Annotated in this window: 3 protein-coding genes and 1 pseudogene; 2 read left to right on the top strand and 2 right to left on the bottom strand. The window is 66.3% G+C overall.

All coding sequences use genetic code 11. From position 1 onward, the window contains the following. Nucleotides 1-201: 201 nt before the first annotated feature. A pseudogene (locus tag CCR87_RS08250) lies at nt 202-282 on the top strand (IS5/IS1182 family transposase); the annotation flags it as partial. Nucleotides 283-307: 25 nt separating this feature from the next. On the opposite strand, the gene CCR87_RS08245 reads toward CCR87_RS08250, so the two are convergent. Next, nucleotides 308-1,265, bottom strand: a protein-coding gene (locus CCR87_RS08245; protein ID WP_201157059.1) for an IS630 family transposase whose coding sequence is annotated in 2 segments (ribosomal slippage) — nt 308-913 and nt 915-1,265 — 957 coding nt in all. Because the reading frame shifts where the segments join, the coding sequence is not laid out codon by codon here. A gap of 96 nt (nt 1,266-1,361) precedes the next feature. Between CCR87_RS08245 and CCR87_RS08240 the strand changes: the two genes are divergently transcribed. After that, entirely contained in the window at nt 1,362-1,742 is a 381-nt protein-coding gene (locus CCR87_RS08240) for a hypothetical protein (protein ID WP_201157058.1), read from the top strand. 92 nt (nt 1,743-1,834) lie between these two features. Here CCR87_RS08240 and CCR87_RS08235 read toward each other — a convergent pair. Further along, nucleotides 1,835-2,995: RidA family protein (locus CCR87_RS08235; protein WP_201157057.1), on the bottom strand; the 1,161-nt coding region annotated here is incomplete at its 5' end.

The following is a 2,995-nucleotide window of genomic DNA, read 5'->3' as shown; positions in this document are numbered from 1 at the left end:
GAAGCTCGCCCCGACCGCGTCGCGCGCCTCCTCGACCGCCGTCGTCAGGTCGGCCGTGCTGGCCAGCGCCAGCGGGGATGTGGTAACTCTCTTCATGGTGTTGCTCTCCATCTGGATTGAACACCCCGAGCCTACGGCTCAGGGAGAGCAACGCCACCCTTCACTCCACGAAGTTCAACATCGGGCGGGACATTCCCGGCCATCGCCACCCGCTACGACCGATGCCCCAAGGTCTTCCTCTCAGCCATCGCCCTCGCCGCAACCGTCATCTTCTGGCTATGAGTCCTGAGCCTAGAGCGTGTTGCGCTCAATTGGTTTCGTATCCGGCGGCCTTGAAGAAATTGTAGCACTCCTCGTCGGTGAAGAGGTCGCAGACGTGGCCAACGGCCCGCCAGAGGTCTTCGTAGGTTCGCGCAGTGGCGCGTCGGATGAGGGCCTTGAGCTTGCTGAAGGCCATCTCGATCGGGTTCAGGTCGGGGCTGTAGGCAGGCAGGAACAGGAACCACGCGCCGACCGCCTGCATGGCCGCTGCGGCTGTCGGGCTGTGGTGGGCGGCGAGGGTGTCGAGGATGATCACGTCGCCTGGCTGCAGGGTCGGAACGAGCTGCGTCTCGACATAGAGGTCGAACAGCGCGCGGTTCATGGCGCCGCCGATCACCCAGGGGGCGTCCAGCCGGTCGTGGCGCAGCGCGGCGATGAACGTCTGGGTGTTCCAGTGGCCGAACGGGGCGTGGTCGATCAGCCGGGCACCCTTCGGCGCCCAGCCGGTGGTCTTGGCCATGTTGGTCTTGAGCGAGGTTTCATCGATGAAACCAAGCCTTGGCAACAGGTTGCGCATGAAGGGCTGGCGCCGTGTGATCCAGATGTGGCGCGCGTGACGGACGTCAGGCCGCTTCTGCTCGACGGCGCGCAGGGCTTTTTTTGTGCGTCAGGCCGAGGCTGCGGAGGAACCGCCAGACCGAGACGCGATGGATCGCAATGCCGTGCCGGTCAGAAAGCTCGGCCACCAGATCGTCCAGCGTCAGGTCCCGCTTCTGCGCCATCCGCGCCTCCAGCCACACGCGCACCGGCTCCAGCTTGCCATGCCCTCCGCCATTGCCCTGGCGCCGCGGCTGAAGTCCGCCCGTCTCGCGTTTCAGGATCACCATGTCATTGACGAACTTCACTGAAACCCGGAACCGTGCCGACGCCGAACGATGCGAATGCCCTTCCTCGACGAAGGCCACTACCCGCTCGCGAAGCTCGACAGGATGTGGCTTGCCCATCCCAGACCCCCATATCTGCCTCGCAGACAGGGAATCACGGATCAGACGCCATGGGAATCCTGAATCGGGAAGCCCGCAACACGCTCTAGCGTGCTGATGCACAAGCACGTCGACCGCGATCTCGATCTGATCGAACAGGCATGGGCAGATCATGCACGTTTCTCGCATGTACCGACGGCCACTCTCACCCTGTCGTGCCTGCTGGAGGCCGGGCGCCATGACGAGCTGCTGGCGCTCCTCAAGCTCCGCAACATCCGGATGTGGTCCGACGAGCGGTTCGCCACCGAGGCGCTGCTGCGCCAGGGTCGGGAAGATGAGGCCCTCGCGCGCGCAAAGTCCATGCTGCAGGATCACCGCCGCGGCTGCACGGCCTCCACCACCGGCGCCAGCGACCAGCTCGGCAGCAGGGCGGCGATCTGGCCTGTCAGCCGTTCGAAGCGGGCCACCCCGCCATGCTGGAGACCAAAGACGAATTGACTGTGGCGCGACGCTGCGTGTCGATTGAAACCCTCACCCGCGTCACCAACACGGACACGGCCGTGCGGGCCTGGGGTCGGTCATCCACCGCATCAGTTCACACGCCGTGGCCGTCCTGAGCCGGCCGGCGTCATGGCAGTAATGTCGATCTCCATCAGAAGCTCGGGGCTGGCGAGGCCCTTGACCACCACGGTCGTCAGCGCCGGCAGATCGGCCCCGAATCGCGCGGTCAACGTGCGGTTGACCGGGCCCACGAAATCACCTTCGGTGACATAGACGACGGCCTTGACCACATCACCGAAGCCCGCTCCGGCCTCCGCAAGAAGCTGCGCCACGTTGTCCATTGCCTGCTCGGTCTGCGCCACCACATCGCCCGGGCCCACCAGCTGCTCGTCCAGCGCCATGCCCGTCTGACCGCGCAAGACTATGCGCCCGCCCGCCTGTACGCTCATGCAGAACTTGCAATCCAGCGGCTGCACCTCGGTGCCGTAGCGGGCGGTGGCGGAGTGGTACTTTCGGTGACGGCGATGCGAGGCGCCGTCCTTGCGGCGTGGCGCGATCACGTCGATCTCCCACACGATGTCCTCGCGAGCAAACGCGGTGGTGACGACGCCGGTGGAACAGGGATGGATGTCGCCAAACGCTGCGCCGATCTCTGGATAGATCGCAGCGCGGTGGCGCCGGTCGGCCAGATACACGTTGATACGGGCCACATCCTCCAGCCCGCCGCCGGCTTCCTCGAGCAGCTGGCGCAGGTTCGCAAGGCCGTCGTGAGCAAGCTGGCGCGCGGCGTCCGGAGTGCGTCCCGTGACGGGTTGACCGGAATGGTCCAGCGCCCCGCCGGTCTGGCCGCGCACGAAGAATTCGTCGGGCGTGACGAGGACCATGGAGCCGTGCCAGGCGAAGCCCTGCCCGAACCAGTCGTCATAGTCATAGGGCCGGATATTCCGGCGCCCCTCGCCGATCCAGGCTTCGGCGTCGATCTGGACCACCAGCGACGGATCGCACAGCCCCGCGACCACCAGCCCGGTGCTGACGGGCCGGGCGTCGGTCTGCACACGCTCGGCGATGGCGCGATAGACTGCGGTGCGATAGCCTCTGTCGATCACACAGGTCGTCAGCTTTGTCAGGTCGGCAAGCGAGCCGCCCACCGACTTCAGCGCCGCCTCCAGCTGGTCGAGGGCAAGATGCGCCTGGGCGTGGGCGTCCGCGGGCACATCGCCCGCGTGCAGGGCATTGGCGCCCGACAGCCA

The organism is Rhodobaculum claviforme (genome assembly GCF_016653255.1).
GTDB lineage: Bacteria > Pseudomonadota > Alphaproteobacteria > Rhodobacterales > Rhodobacteraceae > Rhodobaculum > Rhodobaculum claviforme.
Note: the sequence above shows the minus strand (reverse complement) of the source record. Positions and strands in the feature narration are given on the sequence as shown.

Bases quoted from the DNA above. Each gene is read 5' to 3' on its own strand.
- CCR87_RS08240 (WP_201157058.1), top strand. From the start codon at position 1,362: ATGCACAAGCACGTCGACCGCGATCTCGATCTGATCGAACAGGCATGG.